The organism is Mesorhizobium sp. WSM4307 (genome assembly GCF_007003945.1).
Taxonomy (GTDB): domain Bacteria; phylum Pseudomonadota; class Alphaproteobacteria; order Rhizobiales; family Rhizobiaceae; genus Mesorhizobium.
The window spans coordinates 123180-140881 of record NZ_VFTB01000003.1; the positions used below are offsets into that span (position 1 = coordinate 123180).

Consider the following 17702-nt stretch of genomic DNA (forward strand, 5'->3'; position numbering starts at 1 on the left):
CGAAAAATTGGGCTGTTCACGCGACTCCCGATCAATAGACTGAATTTGTTGCATGATTCGGAGCAGGGTCATGCGGCCGGGCGGTGGGGTCCGGTCTGGGGTCTTTGCGTCGAGAAGTCCTGGCCGTCCGAGTTCTAGATCAGATTGTTCGTTGTGTGTGCCCTCCCGCGGAGCGTGTGGCGGCGCTCCTCAGAACGACAGGAAGCATTCCATGGAACTTCTCGAACTCGAATTCTCCCGCGAAATCCATCCGGTGGATGTTATCGAGCAGGTGGCCCACAACAACGACTGGTCCTTCGAACGGGCCGGCGACGATGAAATTTCGATCTCGGTCGCAGGCAGTTGGACCGACTATCACGTCTCCTTCTCCTGGATGGAGGATTTCGAGGCGCTGCACCTGGCCTGCGCCTTCGACATCAAGGTGCCGGAGACCCGCGCGCTGGAGGTGATGCGGCTGTTGTCGCTGATCAACGAACAGATGCTGTTCGGCCATTTCGACCTCTGGGAGCAGGAAGGCGCGATCATGTTCCGCCAGTCGCTGCTTTTGGCCGGTGGCGTCGAGCCGTCGAGCCAGCAGGTCGAGGTGCTTTTGTCCTCTGCGCTGGAAGCCTGTGAATGCTATTTCCAGGCGTTCCAGTTCGTCGTCTGGTCGGGAACCTCGGCCAAGGACGCGCTGGCCGGCGTGCTGTTCGAGACCTACGGCAACGCCTGAGTCGCACTGGATGAGTTCAAGCACCACGCGAAAGCCCGAAATCAGCTTCGCCGATTTCGATCGTGTCGACATCCGTGCCGGCACGATCATCGAAGCAGAGCCGTTCCCCGAGGCGCGCAAGCCGGCATTCAAGCTGAAGATCGATTTCGGGCCTGAGATCGGTATCAAGAAATCATCGGCGCAGATCACCAAATACTATACGCCCGAGACGCTGGTCGGCCGGCAGGTCTTCGCCGTGGTCAATTTTCCGCCGCGTCAGATCGGCCCGTTCATGTCGGAAGTGCTGACGCTGGGCTTTCCCGACGAGGAGGGCGCCGTGGTGCTCGGCGCCATCGAGCGCAAGGTGCCGGACGGCGGGCGGTTGTTCTAGAATTTTACCCCGGCCTGCTCAAAAGAACCTCGCCCGGCGCAGCGCTGTCAGGACGCCCGGCGGGCGCCGTCATAGCGGCACAGCCGACCGGATTGAAGCGCTAGCTGGTGGCCGAAACGCGCCGAGAATGGTTCCGACCGTTGCGGCCGAGAGTACGAGATGGAGGATGTCGAACGGCCAGGCGAGTCCGAAATGCACCAGCATAAGGGTCAGGAAGGAAGGCGACGCGGCATCCGTTGGAATGAGGATCAGGGCTCCGGCCAGGACCAGCCCATATTTGAGTATGGCAACTATTGCGAAAACGATGAACATTATGGCGAGGAAACGCAGACGATTGCCATCCAGCGCGCGCCAGCACCCGATTGGATCAAACGATCCTGTCCAGAGAAAATCACCGACAAAAAGATATGTCCAGACAAGTACGAAAGCACCCGCCAACAGGTTGAAGACTCCCATCGCCGACACCCAATGCGCGACGTCCTGAGGGTTGAGCGGTAGGTCACGTGTGGCCAGCAGGGCCGCAAGCAGTCTGTGCTCGCCGGCGACGGCAAAGCCGCAAACAAGCTGGATCAACGCGAGAAGCAACGCAGCCAAGAGAATCCGCTGGCCAAGCTCAAAGCGCATGCCCGGGATAGCGTAGCGTTTGACACGTTCAACGCCGCGCCGAACAACGACACGGCCGCGCTCGGGCGCGTTTGCCATGCGGTCCAGAACGAACGCAATGACCATCGCCGAGAACGGCGCCGCAACAATCGCGGAAAGCCAGGTCCTGGAGTCAAAGCCTCGCGATAGAAGCCAGCCGGGCACCTGCCCCGGATTGGCAAAGAGAATAAGAGCAAGCGCCGCCAGACAGAGCGTCGTCAGAAAGCAGGGAAACCAGGCGGCCACGAAGAGTGGCCAGGCATTCGCACGGCAATAGCCGAACACCTTCGCAACGGTCCTGCTGATGCGCAAGACGCGACGCTTCGGCGATACGGCAGGCGACTGGTCCAGCGTTGAAATCAGTGTCAATCCCGCAGCGAACTACAGATGCAGAATAATGCACCGCAAGGAACTGTCGCGCAAGCTCTCGCAAGGAGCGCGCTCACGGGGACTAAAGCTTGCCGGTGCACGATCTTCCAATGCATTCCATCAACTTCACGCGGAAGACTTGTCTAAAAGTATCGGCAAGTTGTCGAAGGTCTGGATTTCCTGAAGGAAACGCATGAGTGGGCGCCATCGAAGAGGTCACACAACTGCCGCCGTCAGGCCGCCAGCTTGCGCGTCCTGCCGAGCGCTTCCTCGACCGTGTCGAGGAACATCTCGGCGCAAGCCTTCCAGCTGTAGCGCATGGCGCGTTCGCGGGCTTGCGCGCGGTCGACCTCGAGGGCGGCGAGCGCGGCCTCGCGCAAATCGTTGGAGACCGCGCCGCCAAAGCCGTCGCCGACAATGTCGATCGGTCCGGTCACCGGATAGGCGGCGACTGGTGTGCCGCTGGCCAGCGCTTCGATGATGACGTTGCCGAAGGTGTCGGTGCGGCTGGGGAAGACGAAGACATCGGCCGAGGCATAGATCTCCGCCAGTTCGTCATTGGGACGATGGCCGAGGAAATGCGCGTTGGAGTAGCGGGCCTTCAGCTTGGCGAGCTCCGGTCCCTCGCCGACGATCACCTTGCTGCCGGGCAGGTCAAGGTCGAGGAACGCGGAGAGGTTCTTCTCGATGGCGACGCGGCCGACGCAGAGGAAGACCGGGCCGGGGAGGCCGAGGTCCTTGCGCTTGTCCGGGCGGAAATGCTCGGTGTCGACGCCGCGCGTCCATGGCCTCAGCTTGTTGAAGCCGCGCGCCGAAAGGTCATCGGCGAGCGACTGGGTGGCGACCAGCGTGCCCTGGCCGGAATTGTGGAAGTCGCGCAGCCAGCGATAGGCCCAGCTTTCCGGCACTGGCAGGCGGGCGCTGAGATATTCGGGAAAGCGCGTATGATAGCTGGTGGTGAACGGCCGGCCGGCATTGCGGCAATAACGCCGCGCCATGATGCCGAGCGGTCCTTCGGTGACGATGTGGATATGGTCGGCCTTGTAGGCGTCGATCAGGCGCGCGACATGGCCTGGCGTGGTCAGCGCCAGCCTGATGTCGGGGTAGGTCGGCAGGGGCAGCGTGCGAAAGATGTTGGGTGTCAGAAAATCCACCGCGACGTCGAAGGATTTCAGCGTTTCGGTGAGCCGCTCCAGCGTGTGGACGACGCCGTTGACTTGCGGGCGCCAGGCGTCGGTGACCATCAATATGCGCATGGCGGCCCTTTGCTGGAAAGGTCGACGGTTGCCTTGAGACGATGCCGGAACGGCGACCAGCCGGCGGGCCTCGCTTCGCTCCAGCGCACCCGGGCGGGCACGGGATCGAAATGGGGCGGCAAGGCCGAATCAAGTGATGTCGCGCGTTTCATGCGCGCTCTTCACCATGATTTCATGACGGGCGGATGAAGCCCGATGTTTGGCCAGCCTAGGCGGGAACCTTGATCACCGCGCGCAGGCCGCCGAGCGGACTGTCGTCGAGGGTGATGTCGCCGCCATGGCTGCGGGCGATGTCGCGGGCGATCGACAGGCCGAGCCCGGTGCCGCTGGCATCGAGGTTGCGGGCTTCGTCGAGCCGCACGAAGGGTTTGAACACGTCCTCACGCCTGTCGGCCGGAATGCCGGGACCGTTGTCGTCGACGGTGACCACGAGCGAGCCACGGCCGTGATCGGCGCTGACCTCCACCGTCTTGGCATAGCGGAAGGCATTGCCGATGACGTTGGACAACAACCGCGCGAAGGCGTTCGGCCGCACATGCACGGTCGGATCACCGGAAAGCGTCGTCGACAGCTTGCATTTGCGCAAGGCGGCCTCGTCGCTGAGCTTCTGGAAATAGGCTTCGAGATCGAAACGTCCCGGGTCCTCCGAGGCTTCGCCGCGGGCAAAGGCGAGATAGCCTTCCAGCATCGACTGCATGTCGTCGATGTCCTGGTTGAGCGCCGCCTTGGTCTCGGCCTTGCCGCCGGCCAGCGCCAGCTGCAGCTTGAAGCGGGTGAGGATGGTCCTGAGATCATGGCTGACACCGGTAAGCATGGCGGTGCGCTGGTCGATCTGGCGCTCGATGCGCTCGCGCATCTGGATGAAGGCAAAGCCGGCGCGGCGCACCTCCTCGGCGCCGCGCGGGCGAAAATCGCGCGGCATCGGCCGGCCCTTGCCGAAGCTTTCGGCGGCCTCGGCAAGCGTCAGGATCGGCCGGATCTGATTGCGCAGGAAGGGGATGGCGATCATCAGCAGCACCAGCGAGGTGCCGACCATCCAGATCAGGAAGATGTGGGTGTTGGAGGCATAGGCCTGGCTGCGGCGCACGAAGACGCGCAGCACCTTGTTCTCGAGCTGGACGCGCACCTCGACGATGTTGGAATTGCCGACCGTGTCGATCCAGAACGGCCGGTTTATCTGGCGGGTGATCTCGGCCGAGAGAACGTCGTCGAGGATCGAGAAGAACGGTTTCGGACCGGGCGGCGGCAAGGGATCCGGCGGCAGCAGATCGACCTTCAGCTGCATGCGGTCCTGGGCGATGCGGATGACGTTGGCGTAGTCGGCGTCGTGCGGGTAGGTCTCGATCAGGTCGATGATGGCGGCAATGTCGCGCACGGTCGCCTGCGACAGGCGCTGGGTCACCGTTGCCCAATGGCGCTCCATGAAGACGAAGGCGACCACCGATTGCAGAAGGATCATCGGCGCGATGACGATGATCAGCGAGCGCGCGTAAAGGCGCTTGGGCATGTAAAGCGAAATCAGGCGCCAGAACCGGTTCCAGATGCGCGGCACCGCCTTGAGCGTTCGCGTGGCGCGTGCGCTCAAGCCGTCAGGTCCCGGCCCTTCCAGTTGCGTCGTTGCCATTGGCTCTTTTCATTTCGTCCGCGGCACTAGATCAGAACGACGTTTGGCTCCAGAGCCGCGTCCGGTATTCTATTCCACGCTGAGCCGATACCCAATACCGCGCACGGTCTGCAGCCAGACAGGATTGGACGGATCGCGCTCGATCTTGCGGCGCAGCCGGTTGATCTGCACGTCGATCGTGCGCTCGCCGACCTCCGAATCGTCGCCGACCAGTTCGTGGCGCGGGATGGTCTCGCCGGCCCGCGCGGCAAAGATCGCCAGGATCTCCTGCTCGCGATCGGTCAGCTTCAGCGCCTCGCCGCCGCGCTTCAGTTCGCGCCTGGCGATCTGGAACGTGTAGGGACCGAAGACCAGCTGTTCGACCTTGGGCGTGGTCGCGGGGCCGCCGCGGCGCAGGATGTTGTTGATGCGCAGGATCAGCTCACGCGGATCGAAGGGTTTTGGCAGATAGTCGTCGGCGCCGGCCTCGAGCCCTAGGATGCGGCTGTCGGTTTCCGAAAGCGCGGTCAGCATCAGGATCGGCACGTTCTTTTCGGCGCGCAGCGATTTGGTGAGATCGACGCCGCTTTCGCCGGGCATCATGACATCGAGCACAAGCAGGTCGAAGTCGAGTCCGGCGAGCTTGCGCCTGGCCTCGCCGGCATTGCCGGCGACGGTGACGCGAAAGCCGTTTTCGGTCAGATACTGTTTGAGAAGATTGCGGATGCGGGTGTCGTCGTCGACCACAAGCAGATGCGGCGCGTCGTCGTCCGGTGCGGCCGCCTGATCGACCCTCTCAGTGCTCTCCATGGCTTTTTCCTGACATTTTTGCGGACCCAACGTCGATCTGAGCTCTCAGTTCCGGATTGACCATCGCTTCGAGGAAGCGTTCCACCAAGGCCCGTTCGGTGGCGCCGGAATCTTCCAATGCAGCACGGATGCGGCGTGACTGTGGCCGCGCCAGGGCGAGCGCCAGCGCGCGGCCCTTGGCGGTGGGATAGAGTTCGCGCTGGCGGCGGTCGCGCGGACCTTGCAATTGCACGACATGGTCGGTGTCGATCAGCTGCTTCAGCACGCGCGCCAGGCTCTGTTTGGTGATCTTCAACACGTCGAGCAGTTCGGCGACCGTCAGGCCCGGCCGGCGGTTGACGAAATGCAGCACCCTATGGTGGGCGCGACCGAAGCCATAGTCGGCCAGGATCTGGTCTGGATCGGAGGTGAAGTCGCGATAGGCAAAGAAGAACAGTTCGATGATGGCGAAGTCTATGCCGTCCTCGACTGACATCGCGGTCCTGATCGGCTTTCCGGCGGCTGGGCTTCGATCCGTCATCATTTCTCCATGGGAACGGGAGATTATGTCAGTACTATTGACCTAATTTCCCCGCAATGGTAATTTTTGACAAGCTTTTGGGCGGATTGCGAACGAAAAGGCAAGGCAGGCCGGTTTTTCCGGAACTTCCTGAGTTTGCCAGAGCGCGATTATCCGCCTACGCTTCGCAACACCGGCCGGCGTCTCCAATCACACGGCGCGGCCAAAAAGAACACGCTACGACACCAAGGATATGCGGGCCGCGACCCGCGGGAGGTTACCATGGCATCCGTTCCCTTCGATCAACTGGACGGCTTCATCTGGATGAATGGCGAATTCGTTGCGTGGGGCGACGCCAAGATCCATGTTCTGACGCACGGTCTGCACTATGCCGGCGCGGTCTTCGAGGGCGAGCGCGCCTATGGCGGCGAGATCTTCAAGCTCAACGAGCACACCGAGCGCCTGCATGAATCGGCCCGCCTGCTCGGCTTCAAGATTCCCTATTCGGTCGCCGAGCTCAACGACGCCTCGACCTCGCTGTTGAAGAAGCAAGGGTTCCAGGACGCCTATGTCCGGCCGATCGCATGGCGCGGCAGCGAGCAGATGGGCGTTTCGGCGCAGAACAACCGCATCAACGTCGCCATCGCCATCTGGCAGTGGCCGAGCTATTTCGATCCGGCGCAGAAGCTGAAAGGCATCCGCCTCGATGTCGCGGAATGGCGCCGACCCGACCCGCGCACGGCGCCGTCGAAGTCGAAGGCTGCCGGCCTCTACATGATCTGCACCATGTCCAAGCACGCCGCCGAAGCAAAAGGCTATGCCGACGCCATGATGCTCGACTGGCGCGGCCAGGTCGCCGAGGCAACCGGTGCCAACATCTTCTTCGTCAAGGACGGCAAGATCCATACGCCCAAGCCCGACTGCTTCCTCGACGGCATCACCCGCCGCACGGTCATTGGGCTCGCCAGGGACCGTGGCCTGGACGTAATCGAACGCGCCATCCTGCCGGAAGAACTCGAAAGCTTCGAACAATGCTTCCTGACCGGAACGGCGGCGGAAGTAACGCCGGTTTCGGAGATCGGCCCTTACCGATTCGAGGTTGGCGAAATCGCCAAGAACCTTATGAATGACTATTCTGCGGCCGTTCAGCCGAAGCACGCGATCGCCGCAGAATAACAATAGTCACAGCTTTTCGCGCAAGCAGGGGCGGTTTTCGGGCCGCCCCTTTTATTTCAGCGTTTCTGCATTTGACTTTCAGTCAATTCGGCGTCTCATGATGGTGTCGGCCCGGGAGGCTGGCAGCTATGGAGGGACTAATCATATGGACATGAACACGCTTCTTCCGATCATTGTGCAGGTGATTACGGGTATCATCGGAGGTCAGGCGGTCGGTGTTGCACTCAAGAACGCGGCGATGGGCCAGCTTCCCAAAATCCTGGGTGGCGCCATTGGCGGCGTCGGCGGCGCGGCAATCCTCGGCAGCCTGCTTGGCGGCGGCGCGGTTGATCCGGCAGCGGCCGCTGCAGCGACCAGCGGTCTCGGCAGTGCGCTCAACCTCAACAACATCGTCGGCGGCGCCGGCGGCGGCGCGATCCTGACCGGCATCATCGGCGCTGTCATGGGCGCTATGAAGAAGTAAGCCTGACGGTCTCAGGTTTGTTCAAATGGGCGGCTTCGGCCGCCCATTTCTGTTTCTGCAACGACTGACTGTTCGTGTTTCGAGCGTGGACGCCCTTCATTCGCGCCGCCGGAGTGGTTCATCGTTTCAAGGAAACGCAGAACCACTCCGTCTCTTTATTTTGACGCAATTCCCAAGGGAAAGCGCTACGCGCTTTTCCCGGGAAAACCGTCTCACACTTTGCCTGGAAGTGTTCTACATCACCGCGTGAACATCGAAAGGACGATCATGGGTCAGCTCAATGCCGGCATCGTGCCGGTCACACCGTTTCAGCAGAACTGCACCATCCTGTTCGACATGGTCGACAAGCACGGCGTCGTCGTCGATCCGGGTGGCGACATCGACAAAGTGCTGGCGGTGTTGAAGGACAATGCGATCACGGCCGAGGCGATCTGGATCACGCATGGCCATATCGACCATGCCGGCGGCGCCATGGAGCTGAAGGATGCGCTCGGCCTCGAAATCATCGGCCCACATGCAGCCGACAGGCCTTTGCTCGACAATCTGGAGAAACAGGGCAGGCTTTACGGCATCGCCGGCGCGCGCAACTGCGTGCCCGACCGGTTCCTCACCGAAGGCGATACCGTGTCGTTCGGCGGTCATGTGTTCGAGGTGCTGCATTGCCCCGGCCACGCGCCTGGCCATGTCGTCTACTACAACCGCGCGGCCAAGTTCGCCCATGTCGGCGATGTGCTGTTCCGCGGCTCGGTCGGCCGCACCGACCTGCCGGGCGGTGACCACGCGACGCTGATCGCCTCGATCAAGGACAAGCTCTTGCCGCTCGGTGACGATATCGGTTTCATCTGCGGCCACGGCCCCGGCGGCCGTTTTGGCGAGGAGCGGCGAACCAATCCGTTCCTTGTTTAGGATCAGCACCCTCGACACGAAGTGGCAGGGTCAAACAAAAAGCGCTGGCCTTGCGGTCAGCGCTTTTGTCTGGGGCAGGGAAGCCCTAAGCGCTTTCGCGCTTTAGGTTTTTGTCTGGTGCAAGTCGTTATCCCAAAACCGCTGCGCACTTTTGGGCGACATGCACTCAGTTGGCAGTGCAGAAATGCTGCTCGCCGTCATTGCCGGTGAAGGTGCCGGTGCGGGAGTTGAAGCTGCGGTAGCGGTCCGAGCAGTATTCGTACCAGTCACGCGTCCACGGCTCGGCATAGCGATCGGCATAGACCACCCGCGGTTCGACATAGTAGCGACGGACCGGTGCCGGGCGGATCCGCACGTCACGATCGTAGTAACCGTCATCGTAGTAGCGGTCAGCGTCAGGCGGTGGCTGGTCATTGGCCAGCGCGCCACCGATCAGCGCACCGGCGGCGAGGCCAAGCACACCGGCGGCAATGGCGTCGCCATTGCCGTGGTGGCGGTGATGGCGCCATTCATCGGCGTTGGCCGCGGGCAAGGCCACCAGCATGGTGGCCGCCATGGCGGCGGACAGCACGGCAGTCTTGAAAATTCTGTTCATCTTGGTCTCCTTCGTACCGGGCCGTGCAGTTTTGCAGGGGATGCGGTCCGGCTTTACCCAAGACTAATATGCGACCGTGGCTGAACGGAGGCTGAACGGATTTCGACGTGCCGGGTAAGAGGGCCGTCAAAAACCAGGCTCTGATCGAGCTGGGCAGCCCTGCTGGAGCCGACAGTCTGAAGCCGGCTCAGCCGACCGACAGGTTGACGGCCTTGGGTCCCTTGCCGCGCTTGTCCGGCTCGGTGTCGAATGTTACTTTCTGCCCATCTTCGAGACCGGGAAGACCCGACGCCTGCACGGCCGAAATATGGACGAAGACATCCTTCGCGCCATCGTCCGGCGTGATGAAGCCGAAGCCTTTGGCATGGTTGAAGAATTTGACGGTGCCGGTCTGCGGCATGGGAAGCTCCTTTGATCCCATAAACTCCAGTCTCGGGCCGGCAAATGCCCGAGAGGAAATTTGTCCTTTATTTTAGCGTCATCGGCAAGAGAAAGTTTTGCGGGCACTTAAAGCGCCTTAAGCCTTTGTTGTGATGCATGTCGTTGACCCGGAGCCGGATCCACTTCCGGGCTACATGCATTGATGCCGCGCCACGGACATGAAAAAAGGCACGACGAAAATCGCCGCGCCTTTTTAAAAATCTGTCTGCGTGCCCACAGGCTGGGCAGGCTTCGAACCCTCGTTCGCCCGCCGTCAGGGACGCGCGGCGCCGATGGTTCAGGCAGCGCGGAGGTTGACCGCCTTCGGGCCCTTGCCCATGCGGTCCGGCTCGACGTCGAAGGTGACCTTCTGGCCGTCGACGAGCGTGCGCAGGCCCGATGCCTCGATCGCGGAAATATGGACGAACACGTCCTTGGCGCCGCCGTCGGGCGTGATGAAACCGAAGCCTTTGGTCGCGTTGAAGAATTTAACGGTGCCGGTCTGGGCCATTGGGGAAACTCCTTCACCCGTTCAGTCTTTATTGGTCCTGCCCGCCACCTGGCGTCGAGGGCAGTTCCCGGTGGTTGCTTTCGGCAGTCATGCATTGGCGCATGGTCAAACCCCCCGCCGAAAAACGGGGCCGTCAGAGATTCACAGTATCGGGGAAAGGTCGTCCAAAACGTTCCGCTCTCCGGGTCGCAAATGCCCGAACACGGAATTTATCGCACGGAAACGTGAAGGTTGCAAGATAGCGCCGCGGGCCGCCGCACTGAGCGCATCCCGACGCAAGAATCGACCGATCTGAGCGTCGACGGGCCGCAAATAGGCCCCGTTGCCGGGCCGGTCATTGACCCACAGAGAGGGTCGCGCATGGGCCAGTGTTGCCGGCGGACGCCGGCCATGGCTGTAACCGGCGTTTCCGTCCCCGCGAACGCGGTCGCATCCGCGAGCGGGGTTGCATTTGACAGGGGAATGGCGAGGATCGTGATCGGGGATGGGATCGAGGGAGAAATCAGCATCAACTTCCTGGCGTCGGTTTTTTCGCGGCAAGGGTTTGCCGTCCTGTTCCTGTCGGCGCTTCTGGCCGCCTGCACCGTGGTCGTCGATGATGGGCCAGGACCGCGGCCGCCGCGTCCCGAACCGGAATTCTGCACCAGGCAATACGAGCCCGTCTGTGCCCGGCGCGGCGGCGACCGCCAGACCTTCGCCAATGCCTGCCTTGCCGACCGCGCCGGATACCGTATCGTGCGCGACGGCCCCTGCCGCAGCGATGGCGGCGACGGTGGCGATGGTGGTGGTGGTGGCGAAGAGCAGACGTTCTGCACCCGTGAATACGCGCCCGTCTGCGCCCGCCGCCATGGCGAGATGCGCAGCTTCCCCAATGCCTGCGAAGCCCGCGCCGCGGACTACCGCGTCGTCGGCGATGGCCCGTGCTGAGAACGTCCTACCTGTCCACGCCAGTATAGGCTTTGCCTCAGCAGGGCTGCCAGGTGGGCGGCATTAGACGCGGCCATCTCGATCATGCCGGCGACCTTTTCGGGGGTCTTTGGCAGATCGACATAATTGACGTCGCCCATCGCCTCGCCCACCCAATAGACGCCGCCATTGGCCGGAATGGTGAAGCCGACATCGTTGAGCGCCTGGAAGCACTCGGCATGGCAATGGTGGGCACCATCTTCGTTGCCGACGATCGCCACCAGTGCCACCTTGCCGGCGGCCGGCATGCGGCCCTTGCCGTCGGTTTCCTCGAGAAAGGCATCCATGCGTTCCATGACGCGCTTGGCGACGCTGGAGGGTTGTCCCATCCAGATCGGCAGACCGAGTATGAATATATCGGCCGCGATAATCTTCTTACGCAGACCAGGCCAGTCGTCGCCTTTGCCCATGTCGGAGAGCACTCCGGGTTTGATATCATGATCGAGGGCGCGCACGACCTCCCCCTTCACGCCATGCGGCTTGAGCGCTGAGAGCAGGTCGGCGATGAGCCTGTCGGTGGAGGATTTTTCCTTGTCGCTGGATGCTTTCAGCGAACAGTTGACGGCAAAGGCGGTGAGGGACATTCGGCGGCTCCTGCATATGACTGCAGGCTCAACGTCGCGAGGCGCTTGCGGTTGCTCTGATCGCTCAACGCATCCCGAAAGAACTCGCAACCCCGCGAAGACTTGAACCTGCCGCGCCAATGGCCTAGATCGCAGCAGGCGGACAAACACGGCAGGTTTCCCATTAACAGAGATCAAAGACGAGCGGCGAGTGCGGGAACCAGGTCTGGCGCAGGCGGACAGCCGCCGCTGGGTCTCGACCAGTATGTGCAGCAGGCCCTGCAATTGCACCAGGCCGGGCGCCGGCAAGAGGCAGAGACCATCTACCGGCAAGTCTTGGCGCGCCAGCCCAAGCACGCGGCGGCGGCGCATTTCCTGGGGCTGCTGCTGCACCAGACCGGACGCAGCGAAGAGGGCCTGGATCTCATCGAGCGGTCGGTCAGCCTGCAGCCGACGAATGCCGATTTCCTCAACAATTTCGGCACGGTGATGCGCGATCTCGGCCGCGTCGCCGCGGCAGCCGACTTCTTCCGCGGCGCGGTGGATCTGCGGCCGGAGCAGCTCGCCGCCCGCGACAATCTCGGCTCGTCGCTGAAGCAGCTTGGCCGGTTCGAGGAGGCCGAAGAAATCTATCGCGGCACGGTAGCGCGCAATCCCTTCCATGTGCGCGCCCGCATCGGGCTTGCCGAAACCCTGCAGGAAGCCGCTCGCTTGGACGAGGCGCTGGCCGTGTTTCGCGAGTCGCTGACCATCCGTCCCAAGGATGCCGACCTTCTGCATGGGCTCGGAGTCGGGCTGATGGAAAAGGGCAGGCTCGACGAGGCGGCCGATCTGTTCCGGCAGGCGCTGGCGGTCAACCCGGGCATGGCCAAGGCCTGGCTGATGTTGTCGCAGGTCAAGCGCCAGAAGGAGCGCGATGCCGAATTGTCCGGCATGGAAGCGCAGCATGCCAAGGCGCCGCAGGACAGCCTGGCGCGCATGCAGCTGTCGTTCGGCCTCGGCAAGGCCAATGACGACCTGAAGGACTATGAGAAGGCCTTCGACTATTTTGCCGAAGGCAATGCCATTCGCCGCAAGGGGATCAACTATGATCCCGTCAGGACGCGCGAGGAATTCGCGGCGATGAAGACGGTGTTCGATGCCGGCTTCTTCGAAAGGCACAGACCGAGCCCGATCACCGATGACGCGCCGATCTTCGTCGTCGGCATGCCGCGGTCGGGCACGACGCTGGTCGAGCAGATCATCGCCAGCCATCCGCAGGTCTATGGCGCGGGCGAGCTCAGCATCCTGAAGAACGCGGTCGGCAAGCAGTTCCCGGCGACCATGCCGGGTGGCTTTCCGTGGGGCGTATCGGATACGGACGATGCGGATTTCGCCGAGGCGGGCCAGGCCTATCTCGACATGCTGCATGCCCGCTATCCGCATGTCAGCCACGTCACCGACAAGATGCCGGGCAACTTCCTGCTTGTCGGCTTCATCCACATGATGATGCCGAAAGCCAGGATCATCCATTGCGCCCGCGATGCGGCTGCAACCTGCCTGTCGATCTACAAGGTGCATTTCCGCGGCGACAGCCACCGCTATGGCTACGATCTCGGCGAACTCGCCGACTTCCACAATCTCTACACCGACATCATGGCGCATTGGCACAAGGTGCTGCCCGGCGTCGTGCATGATGTGCGCTACGAGGATTTCGTCGCCGATCAGGAAGGCCAGAGCCGGGCGCTCATCGACTATCTCGGCCTGCCATGGGACGATGCCGTGCTGTCGTTCCACGAGACCGACCGGCCGGTGCGCACGGCGTCCGCCGCGCAGGTGCGCCAGCCGATGTATCAAGGCTCGGTCGACCTGTGGAAGCGCTATGGGGACCGGCTAAAGCCGCTGCTGGACAAGTTGGATTAGCGCGCGAGGTCCTCAGCTTCGTCATCCACGGGCGGAGCAGCTCAAGGGGTCTGCGCCGCGTCGCTTCGCGCCTTGCTCCGCCATAGGATTACGAAGCGGTGGGGCTCAGCTGCTCAAAGCTCGATGAAGGGCTGGAAGCCGCCGAAGATCATGCGCTTCATATCGAAGGGCATGGGACCCAAATCGGGTGTCAGGCGCGGGTCGGCCATCACCTTGGCCATCACCGTGTCGCGGCTTTGCCTGGATTCATAGACCGCCCAGGCGAAGACGACGATCTCGTCGTCCTTTGCCTGGACGGCACGTGGAAACGAGGTGAGTTCGCCATAGGGCACGTCGTCGCCGATGCATTCGACATAGGCCAGCGCGCCGTGTTCCATCCATATGGGGCCTGCGAGGTTGGCCAGCTTCTTGTAGTCATCGAGTTTGGCCTTTGGCACGGCAAGCACGAAACCATCGACATAGGACATGGTGAGCTCCTTGCTGAAAACCGAGCGCCGGGTCGGCGGGGATACGACCCGGCGCGGTGAGCGCGTCAGCCCTGACGGGCGACGCCTGCTCGCTACTTCACCGGCGCGTTCATCGCCCAGGCGACGCCGAACGGATCATTCAGCTGGCCCCAGCGATCGCCCCAGAACATCACCTGCAGCGGCGTGACCACTTCGCAGCCGGCATCGACAGCGCGCTGCCACCAGGTCTCGATGTCGCCATCTTCGAGATGGAGCTGCAGCGTGTAGCCCTGCGCGGCCTTATGTGGATGGCCGTGCTCGGGATAGGCGTCGCCCAGCATCAGCGTCGAGCCGTTGATGTGGAGATGGATGTGCATGGTGCGGCCTTTTTCATCCGCCGGATAGGCAAAGACCTGCTTGGCGCCAAAGGCCTTCTTGTAGAAATCAGCGGCCTTGAAGGCGCCGTCCACCTGCAGGTAAGGGGTTAACCCGCCGAGCACTTCTGCCCTGGGCTGAATGGGGGTCTGGTCAGTCATGTCTTGCTCCTCTTTGCGTTCGGCTTGGCCTTACGAACCACAGGACGCGCGAGGTGACGGCAATCCTACATGGCGGCGCGAATTTTCTTTCGAGCCGGACCCGGACGGGCCGGGCAACCGGCGGATTGAAGCGGCAATCGCATGAACAGGCTGATCGCGGTCATATGACCTTGGTCGAGAAGGTCGTTGCACGACGGCTGTTCCGCGCGTCGAAGAGGTCCGGAAAGCCGATGTCCTTACGCAATTCGGCTGGCAGCGAGAGCAGGGTGCGTTCGCTGCGATGGCGGGCACGTGCCGCCGCGTATTGGGTTGCGATGCGACCGATGGATGAAAGGACCGACATGATGTTCTCTCCCTGGGTTGATGCCGGCATCATCGCGTCGGCATCCCAAGGACGTGGCAGGTTCAGGCGATCCGACAGAGCGCCGAATTTTTTGTTACGACTCCGAATTCGATCGAAGAAGCCTTCGTCGCTCAGAGCGGCGGCTATGCGACCTTAAGCGTTGGGATCGCTGAAACATCAACCTCGCGCTCGGCGTGCCAGGCATCGAAAGCCGCCTGCATCCGAAGCCAGATCGCGGCACCGTCGCCAAACATCTTCCCAAGGCGAGCGGCCACAGCCGGCGAAACCGGCTTCTTTTCGCGGATGATGTCATAAAGCTGTTGCCGGGAGATCCCGAGCAGATTTGCAATTTCCACCTTGGTCTTTCCGGTTGCCGGGATAATGTCCTCAAGCAGCGCTCCCGGGTGGGAGGGACAACGCTCGATCGGACGCATCGGCTCGTGCACGGTCATAAGTCGAACTTCTCCAATCTGGCCGCCTCAGTGGTATTGCTCGAAATCGACGCGGGCGGCGTCCTTACCGTCGAATTCAAATGTGATGCACCACGGGCCGTTGACATGGACCGTGTAGCGAATTGGATCGAAGCCTTTCAGCGGGTGGAAGTCGAAGCCGGGGAGGTTCATCTCCTCCGGTTTCTCCGAAGCTTCCAGGCGGTCAAGCCGGACCAGAATGCGCTTGTGCATTTTGGCGTCGATCTTACCGGCTTTTCCGGTTTGAAAGAGGTCCGACAGCGCCTTGTTCCTGAAGGACTTGATCATCGATCTATGTAAACAGGTTGCTTACACAGATCAAGATGTGTAAGCAAATAATTTACAGGCAAAACGAACCTGTCTCGCCGCTCAACCGCCGCCTTCCGCCACCTCAAGGAAAAAGTCCTCGGGGTCCTCGACCTCCGTCAGCTTCCGCTTCTCGATCAGCCAGAAACGGTTGCCGATGGCGCGGATGAAGGAGCGGTCGTGCGAGGCGAGCACGCAGCTTGCCTGGTGCTTGAGCAATTCCTCCTCCAGCGCTTCCTGGCCATCGATGTCGAGATGGTTGGTCGGCTCGTCGAGCAGATAGAAATTGGGATTGGCGAGCCTGAGCGCAAGCATCATCAGCCGTGCCTTCTGGCCGCCGGACAGCGCGCCGATCCTTTTCTCCTGCATCTCGATGACCACGCCGGCGCCGGCAAGCAACGAGCGGGCGCGTTGTTCGCCGACGTCGTAGCGGCGCGAGACCATCGCCAGCGGCGTGTCGTCGCCGCTGATGCCGGACAGCGCCTGGTCGCTGTAGCCGAGCACCGTCGACGGCGTCACCTTCACGTTCTGCACCGTGTCGGGCTCGGCGATGGCGCTGCGGATCAGGCTGACGAAGCGCGATTTGCCGACGCCATTGCGGCCGAGCAGCACGATGCGGTCGCCCTGACAGATGTGACGCTTGCCGGTCTTGAACAGCAGCGTGCCATCGGGCGTTTCGACCACCGCGTCGTCGAGCGTGATCAGCACCTTGGCGTGGGTGCCGCGATTGGCAAGCCGGATCGCACCGGCCGATTTTTCGCGGTGCGCCGATACCGCCTCCTCTTCGAGTTTGTCCGCCCGTTCCCTGAGCTGCTTGGTTTTCACCGTCAAAAGGTCGCTGCCGGAATTGATGCCGATGTTGTTGAGCTTGGCGGCCTGCTTTCGCAGCTGCTGGGCGGCCTTCATGTCGCGCTCGAATTTTCGCGCTGTCGAGGCGTCGACCTCGTCGAGCGCCTGTCTGGCGCGGGAGTAGGGCAGCGCAAACACCGGCGACTGTTCCGGGCGCAGGAACAGCGTCCGGTTGGTGGTGGCGTCGAGGAAGGCGCGGTCATGGCTGGCGATGACGACGGGCACTTCGCGCGGCAGCGCGTTCAGCCAGCTTTCCAGCTGGCTGATGCGGGCAAGGTCTAGATGATTGGTCGGCTCGTCGAGCAGCAGCACATCGGGATCGGTGACCCAGACGCGGGCGATCAGCGCCAGCCTCTGCCAGCCGCCGCTCAGCGCCTGCATTTCCCGCTCGCGCATCGGCTCAGGCACGTCGAGAGAATCCAGCACCACGTCGACGCGCCACATCTCGCTTTCGGCCTGCTCCGCCGGCAAGGCGTCGGCCACCACCTCATGGAAGCTGCGGCTGAGAAGGGCAGGGGGAACCGACTGCTCGACATGGCCGACGCGCAAGCCGCGCATGCGGGTGATGTCGCCAGAGGTCGGCTCCATCTCGCCGGTCAGGCATTTGAGCAAGGTCGACTTGCCGCGGCCGTTGGCGGCAACGATGCCGAGCCGGTCGCCGCCGCGGACAGTGAGGTCGAGATTGGAAAACAGCGGCGCACTCATGGTGACGCCGAGGGATTTGAGGCTGATCAGGGCCATTGTGATTTCTCTGGTCTTGCCGGAAACAACTCCGGATGCACTTTGACGGTGCGCGTGCTGGCCATCAGGCTCGGCGTTGCGGCACCACGAAGGGCAGACCAAAAAAATCGAAGCGGGAAAAACCCGGACCGTCCCTGGTCAGCCCTGCAAGCTGGCTTGCAGGGCAGAAATCGGGCCACGCTGACGATGGTGACGATGAAACGTGAACACGTGAGCCCTCCTTTCAAGACGTTCGAGTGTGCGAAGCG

22 protein-coding genes are annotated in these 17702 nt (G+C 62.4%); 7 read left to right on the forward strand and 15 right to left on the reverse strand.

Annotated elements, in window-relative coordinates; all coding sequences use genetic code 11:
- Positions 1–211: 211 nt before the first annotated feature.
- Both FJV83_RS07615 and FJV83_RS07620 read left to right on the forward strand, forming a co-directional pair.
- Positions 212–712 (forward strand): YbjN domain-containing protein, encoded by a 501-nt coding sequence (locus FJV83_RS07615; RefSeq protein ID WP_013893499.1) that lies wholly within the window; start codon positions 212–214, stop codon positions 710–712.
- 10 nt (positions 713–722) lie between these two features.
- On the forward strand, positions 723–1082 hold the full coding sequence (locus tag FJV83_RS07620; protein WP_095773543.1) for a tRNA-binding protein: 360 nt from the start codon (positions 723–725) through the stop codon (positions 1080–1082).
- A gap of 69 nt (positions 1083–1151) precedes the next feature.
- Here the strand turns inward: FJV83_RS07620 and FJV83_RS07625 are convergent, their stop codons facing one another.
- The 5 genes from FJV83_RS07625 to FJV83_RS07645 all read right to left on the reverse strand — a co-directional run bounded on the left by FJV83_RS07625 (position 1152) and on the right by FJV83_RS07645 (position 6282).
- Positions 1152–2093, reverse strand: a complete 942-nt coding sequence (locus tag FJV83_RS07625) for a hypothetical protein (RefSeq protein WP_142886054.1) — start codon at positions 2091–2093, stop codon at positions 1152–1154.
- Between the two features lie 233 nt (positions 2094–2326).
- Positions 2327–3349 carry a glycosyltransferase family 1 protein gene (locus FJV83_RS07630; RefSeq protein WP_142886053.1) on the reverse strand — a complete coding sequence of 341 codons (1023 nt, stop codon included), beginning with the start codon at positions 3347–3349 and terminating at the stop codon, positions 2327–2329.
- Between the two features lie 208 nt (positions 3350–3557).
- The gene (locus tag FJV83_RS07635) at positions 3558–4973 is read right to left on the reverse strand and encodes an ATP-binding protein (protein WP_095789069.1); all 1416 of its coding nucleotides are present in this window, start codon (positions 4971–4973) and stop codon (positions 3558–3560) included.
- Positions 4974–5042: 69 nt separating this feature from the next.
- Positions 5043–5762, reverse strand: coding sequence for a response regulator transcription factor (locus tag FJV83_RS07640; RefSeq protein WP_019860633.1), 720 nt, complete (start codon positions 5760–5762; stop codon positions 5043–5045).
- Positions 5749–6282 carry a MarR family transcriptional regulator gene (locus tag FJV83_RS07645; protein WP_032933687.1) on the reverse strand — a complete coding sequence of 178 codons (534 nt, stop codon included), beginning with the start codon at positions 6280–6282 and terminating at the stop codon, positions 5749–5751. The genes FJV83_RS07640 and FJV83_RS07645 overlap by 14 nt, the downstream gene beginning before the upstream one ends.
- Before the next feature lie 261 nt (positions 6283–6543).
- On the opposite strand from FJV83_RS07645, the gene FJV83_RS07650 reads away from it, so the two are divergent.
- The 3 genes from FJV83_RS07650 to FJV83_RS07665 all read left to right on the forward strand — a co-directional run bounded on the left by FJV83_RS07650 (position 6544) and on the right by FJV83_RS07665 (position 8806).
- A complete protein-coding gene (locus tag FJV83_RS07650; RefSeq protein ID WP_142886052.1) occupies positions 6544–7437 on the forward strand; it encodes a branched-chain amino acid aminotransferase in 894 nt (297 codons plus the stop codon).
- A 145-nt stretch (positions 7438–7582) separates the two neighbouring features.
- On the forward strand, positions 7583–7900 hold the full coding sequence (locus FJV83_RS07655; RefSeq protein ID WP_095773549.1) for a hypothetical protein: 318 nt from the start codon (positions 7583–7585) through the stop codon (positions 7898–7900).
- A 267-nt stretch (positions 7901–8167) separates the two neighbouring features.
- Positions 8168–8806, forward strand: coding sequence for an MBL fold metallo-hydrolase (locus FJV83_RS07665; protein WP_095789204.1), 639 nt, complete (start codon positions 8168–8170; stop codon positions 8804–8806).
- A 166-nt stretch (positions 8807–8972) separates the two neighbouring features.
- On the opposite strand, the gene FJV83_RS07670 is transcribed toward FJV83_RS07665, so the two are convergent.
- From FJV83_RS07670 to FJV83_RS07680, 3 genes are all read right to left on the reverse strand, one after another.
- Positions 8973–9401 carry a BA14K family protein gene (locus tag FJV83_RS07670; protein WP_010911084.1) on the reverse strand — a complete coding sequence of 143 codons (429 nt, stop codon included), beginning with the start codon at positions 9399–9401 and terminating at the stop codon, positions 8973–8975.
- Between the two features lie 187 nt (positions 9402–9588).
- Positions 9589–9801, reverse strand: coding sequence for a cold-shock protein (locus FJV83_RS07675; protein WP_008877668.1), 213 nt, complete (start codon positions 9799–9801; stop codon positions 9589–9591).
- A gap of 318 nt (positions 9802–10119) precedes the next feature.
- Positions 10120–10332 (reverse strand): cold-shock protein, encoded by a 213-nt coding sequence (locus tag FJV83_RS07680; protein ID WP_006202520.1) that lies wholly within the window; start codon positions 10330–10332, stop codon positions 10120–10122.
- A gap of 462 nt (positions 10333–10794) precedes the next feature.
- Between FJV83_RS07680 and FJV83_RS07685 the strand changes: the two genes are divergently transcribed.
- Positions 10795–11259 (forward strand): Kazal-type serine protease inhibitor, encoded by a 465-nt coding sequence (locus FJV83_RS07685; protein WP_179295990.1) that lies wholly within the window; start codon positions 10795–10797, stop codon positions 11257–11259.
- Here FJV83_RS07685 and FJV83_RS07690 read toward each other — a convergent pair.
- The gene (locus tag FJV83_RS07690; protein WP_142886051.1) at positions 11229–11882 is read right to left on the reverse strand and encodes an NAD(P)H-dependent oxidoreductase; all 654 of its coding nucleotides are present in this window, start codon (positions 11880–11882) and stop codon (positions 11229–11231) included. The genes FJV83_RS07685 and FJV83_RS07690 overlap by 31 nt on opposite strands.
- A gap of 246 nt (positions 11883–12128) precedes the next feature.
- Here FJV83_RS07690 and FJV83_RS07695 point away from each other — a divergent pair, with 246 nt between their 5' ends.
- Complete coding sequence (locus tag FJV83_RS07695; protein WP_142886050.1) at positions 12129–13763, forward strand: tetratricopeptide repeat-containing sulfotransferase family protein; 1635 nt, start codon at positions 12129–12131, stop codon at positions 13761–13763.
- Positions 13764–13876: 113 nt separating this feature from the next.
- Here the strand turns inward: FJV83_RS07695 and FJV83_RS07700 are convergent, their stop codons facing one another.
- From FJV83_RS07700 to FJV83_RS07725, 6 genes are all read right to left on the reverse strand, one after another.
- Positions 13877–14230, reverse strand: coding sequence for a DUF1428 domain-containing protein (locus FJV83_RS07700; RefSeq protein WP_095792807.1), 354 nt, complete (start codon positions 14228–14230; stop codon positions 13877–13879).
- 92 nt (positions 14231–14322) lie between these two features.
- Positions 14323–14745, reverse strand: coding sequence for a glyoxalase/bleomycin resistance/extradiol dioxygenase family protein (locus FJV83_RS07705; protein ID WP_142877558.1), 423 nt, complete (start codon positions 14743–14745; stop codon positions 14323–14325).
- A gap of 160 nt (positions 14746–14905) precedes the next feature.
- Positions 14906–15088 (reverse strand): hypothetical protein, encoded by a 183-nt coding sequence (locus tag FJV83_RS07710; protein WP_142886049.1) that lies wholly within the window; start codon positions 15086–15088, stop codon positions 14906–14908.
- Positions 15089–15231: 143 nt separating this feature from the next.
- Complete coding sequence (locus tag FJV83_RS07715; protein ID WP_095792808.1) at positions 15232–15540, reverse strand: HigA family addiction module antitoxin; 309 nt, start codon at positions 15538–15540, stop codon at positions 15232–15234.
- Between the two features lie 27 nt (positions 15541–15567).
- Positions 15568–15846, reverse strand: coding sequence for a type II toxin-antitoxin system RelE/ParE family toxin (locus FJV83_RS07720; RefSeq protein ID WP_142886048.1), 279 nt, complete (start codon positions 15844–15846; stop codon positions 15568–15570).
- 81 nt (positions 15847–15927) lie between these two features.
- Positions 15928–17454, reverse strand: a complete 1527-nt coding sequence (locus tag FJV83_RS07725; protein ID WP_142886047.1) for an ABC-F family ATP-binding cassette domain-containing protein — start codon at positions 17452–17454, stop codon at positions 15928–15930.
- Between the last annotated feature and the right edge of the window lie 248 nt (positions 17455–17702).

Coding starts and splice junctions, on each gene's coding strand:
- FJV83_RS07620 (WP_095773543.1), top strand. CDS start 723: ATGAGTTCAAGCACCACGCGAAAGCCCGAAATCAGCTTCGCCGATTTC.
- FJV83_RS07725 (WP_142886047.1), bottom strand. CDS start 17,454: ATGGCCCTGATCAGCCTCAAATCCCTCGGCGTCACCATGAGTGCGCCG.
- FJV83_RS07615 (WP_013893499.1), top strand. CDS start 212: ATGGAACTTCTCGAACTCGAATTCTCCCGCGAAATCCATCCGGTGGAT.
- FJV83_RS07715 (WP_095792808.1), bottom strand. CDS start 15,540: ATGACCGTGCACGAGCCGATGCGTCCGATCGAGCGTTGTCCCTCCCAC.
- FJV83_RS07705 (WP_142877558.1), bottom strand. CDS start 14,745: ATGACTGACCAGACCCCCATTCAGCCCAGGGCAGAAGTGCTCGGCGGG.
- FJV83_RS07685 (WP_179295990.1), top strand. CDS start 10,795: ATGGCGAGGATCGTGATCGGGGATGGGATCGAGGGAGAAATCAGCATC.
- FJV83_RS07700 (WP_095792807.1), bottom strand. CDS start 14,230: ATGTCCTATGTCGATGGTTTCGTGCTTGCCGTGCCAAAGGCCAAACTC.
- FJV83_RS07645 (WP_032933687.1), bottom strand. CDS start 6,282: ATGACGGATCGAAGCCCAGCCGCCGGAAAGCCGATCAGGACCGCGATG.
- FJV83_RS07690 (WP_142886051.1), bottom strand. CDS start 11,882: ATGTCCCTCACCGCCTTTGCCGTCAACTGTTCGCTGAAAGCATCCAGC.
- FJV83_RS07670 (WP_010911084.1), bottom strand. CDS start 9,401: ATGAACAGAATTTTCAAGACTGCCGTGCTGTCCGCCGCCATGGCGGCC.
- FJV83_RS07630 (WP_142886053.1), bottom strand. CDS start 3,349: ATGCGCATATTGATGGTCACCGACGCCTGGCGCCCGCAAGTCAACGGC.
- FJV83_RS07720 (WP_142886048.1), bottom strand. CDS start 15,846: ATGATCAAGTCCTTCAGGAACAAGGCGCTGTCGGACCTCTTTCAAACC.
- FJV83_RS07635 (WP_095789069.1), bottom strand. CDS start 4,973: ATGGCAACGACGCAACTGGAAGGGCCGGGACCTGACGGCTTGAGCGCA.
- FJV83_RS07710 (WP_142886049.1), bottom strand. CDS start 15,088: ATGTCGGTCCTTTCATCCATCGGTCGCATCGCAACCCAATACGCGGCG.
- FJV83_RS07640 (WP_019860633.1), bottom strand. CDS start 5,762: ATGGAGAGCACTGAGAGGGTCGATCAGGCGGCCGCACCGGACGACGAC.
- FJV83_RS07665 (WP_095789204.1), top strand. CDS start 8,168: ATGGGTCAGCTCAATGCCGGCATCGTGCCGGTCACACCGTTTCAGCAG.
- FJV83_RS07680 (WP_006202520.1), bottom strand. CDS start 10,332: ATGGCCCAGACCGGCACCGTTAAATTCTTCAACGCGACCAAAGGCTTC.
- FJV83_RS07650 (WP_142886052.1), top strand. CDS start 6,544: ATGGCATCCGTTCCCTTCGATCAACTGGACGGCTTCATCTGGATGAAT.
- FJV83_RS07655 (WP_095773549.1), top strand. CDS start 7,583: ATGGACATGAACACGCTTCTTCCGATCATTGTGCAGGTGATTACGGGT.
- FJV83_RS07675 (WP_008877668.1), bottom strand. CDS start 9,801: ATGCCGCAGACCGGCACCGTCAAATTCTTCAACCATGCCAAAGGCTTC.